The 2196-nt window shown below is 71.5% G+C and carries 3 protein-coding genes; all 3 read right to left on the reverse strand.

Annotated features, from left to right (window positions below):
* The coding region (locus tag VFW24_15015) for a PQQ-binding-like beta-propeller repeat protein (protein ID HEX5268075.1) at window positions 1-859 on the reverse strand (859 nt) is incomplete at its 3' end.
* A 253-nt stretch (window positions 860-1112) separates the two neighbouring features.
* Window positions 1113-1553 carry a hypothetical protein gene (locus tag VFW24_15020; GenBank protein HEX5268076.1) on the reverse strand — a complete coding sequence of 147 codons (441 nt, stop codon included), beginning with the start codon at window positions 1551-1553 and terminating at the stop codon, window positions 1113-1115.
* Window positions 1554-1648: 95 nt separating this feature from the next.
* Window positions 1649-2196, reverse strand: a 548-nt coding sequence (locus VFW24_15025; protein HEX5268077.1) for a penicillin-binding transpeptidase domain-containing protein, incomplete at its 5' end; no start/stop codon positions are given.

Genomic DNA, 2196 nt, shown 5'->3' on the forward strand with positions numbered 1-2196 from the left:
CCCGGCGCAGCACGTACACCGGGCCTGACTTGCCGCCGAGCACGGCCCACTGGGTGCCGACCAGGGCCACGCCCTGTGAGCCGAGGCCGACGTCGCCCTGGTTGTTCTGAGCCCAGTCGGTGGGCGCGAACGAGTCGAGGAGCTGGCCCGACGGGCTCAGCTCGAGTACCGAGTTGGTGTGGTCGTAGGCGTCGCCGGGGAAGCTCGAGCCGTTCGCGGAGACGACGTAGAGGTGGCCGGCCGGGTCCACCGTGGGACCGGCCGGATTCCAGATGCCGCCCTGCCGGCGGGTGGACGGGTCGTACACGACCGGGGGGCCGGTGCCGTCCAGCCGGACGCCGACCACCCGGCCCTTGTAGTTCGAGCAGTCGCCCGCCTGGGCGCCGAACGGGACCCAGACCCGGCCGCCGGTGATGGCCAGCGCGCCGCGCTGCTGCATCGCGGCCGGCGTCGGGCCGGGCAGGTCGACGCTCTGCCGCCAGCTGACCTGGCCGGTCTGCAGGTCGAGCGCGATCAGGTCGTGCCCGACCGTCCCGTTGTGCTCGGCGACGACGTACACGTCTCCGGTCTGCGCGCTGTAGATGGGGGTGCCGGTGATGCCCAGCGGGTCGATGTCGCCGCAGGCGCGCTGGTAGGCGGGTGACGGGCTGCCCACCTTGACGTGCCAGAGCTGCTTGCCCTGGGCGTCGAAGGCGTAGACGGAGTCGTTCTCGGTGGCCACCACGATCACGCCGTCGACGGCGATCGGGGAGGCGTACACGGCGCCGTCCAGCTTGATCGACTCGATCACCTTCGGCATGGCGATCACGTCCGGCATGGACGCCGACCGGCCGCTGTGGGCGGGGTCGCCGTGGTACATCGGCCAGTCGGGTACCGCGCCTGCGGTGCCGCTCGCGGACGCCGTCGAGGCGGGCGTGGACGAGGAGGCCGGTGCCGCGGCGGGCGGGGTGGAGGAGGGCGCCGGGCTAGCCGTCCCCGAGCAGCCGGCCGCGGCCAGGGCGAGCAGGGCGAGCAGCGTCCCGGCACGCAGGCTGCCAGTAACACCGCGAGCTCGATGCTCCACAGTGCATCTATACCACCGGAGGCTGAAATTCCGCTGTGGGCGCTCCCGGTCACCCGAGCCCGACGCCCAGCGCGGTGAGGAGCACCAGGACGAGGGTGGTGACGGCCAGGACGCCGTGCAGGATGACGACCGGGAGCGGGAAGTTCCGTTCCGGGGGGACGATCGCCTGCCTGGTCAGCGACGGGCCGGGGGCGGCGACCTGGCGGTACACGCCGATCCAGCGGGCCGCCATGACCAGGCCGAGGACGGCGACGGCGCCCAGGACGCACACCGTGGCCCAGGCCAGCCGCCGCTGGTCGAGCAGGAGGTAGCTGATCCACAGCATCAGGCCGCTCAGGCCCAGGAAGGCGTGCAGGGATATCACCGGCACGGGCAGGCGGGTGGCGGTCGCGCTCTGGAACTCGGGGTCGTATTCGATGATCCAGATCACCAGGAGCACGAGGCCGCCCATGACGGTGGCTATCCAGGTGAACAAGGCGGCAACGCCCATCTGAATCCCCCTGCGCCCGGGATGAGTGACTCTCACATTTCCCGCTCATAGGGTGGAAACGGACCGGACGTCCTTCCGGCTCAGTCTGGGACCGCCTAGTAATGGCTGAGGAAGGAGGCGACCTCGGGGCCGGCCACCGAGGCGCCGTAACCGGAGTCGAGGACCAGGGCGGCCACCGCGATGTCCTGGGTGGGGTCGAAGGCGACGAGCCAGCTGTTGGGCTGCTCCTGGCCCTGGATGTCGGCAGTCCCGGTCTTGGCGTAGACGTTCGGGCCGAGGCCGATCCCGGCCGCTGTCCCGCTGGTGACCACGGCCCGCATCATCGTCTTCAGCTGCTCGTCGGTGCTGGCCGACAGCGGGGTGGCGGTGACCTGCTTGGTCCCGGGGATCAGGATCGGCTGGTGGAACTCCCCGGCCGATACGGTGGCGGCCACTGAGGCCATCGCGAGCGGGGAGGCGATCAGCGCGCCCTGGCCGAACGCCTCCTGGGCGAGCTCGGGGCCGGTGACGTCGGCCGGGGCGTGGAAGTAGCTGGCGGACACGCCGGGGATGCCGATGTTCCAGTCCTGGTTGAGGCCGAAGTACTTCTTGGCCGCGCCGGCCAGGCCGCCGCCGGTCAGGTGCGACCACTGCTGGGTGAACG

This window comes from Acidimicrobiales bacterium (assembly GCA_036273495.1).
In the GTDB taxonomy this organism is placed as follows: Bacteria; Actinomycetota; Acidimicrobiia; order Acidimicrobiales; family JAJPHE01; genus DASSEU01.

Bases quoted from the DNA above. Each gene is read 5' to 3' on its own strand.
- VFW24_15020 (HEX5268076.1), bottom strand. From the start codon at position 1,553: ATGGGCGTTGCCGCCTTGTTCACCTGGATAGCCACCGTCATGGGCGGC.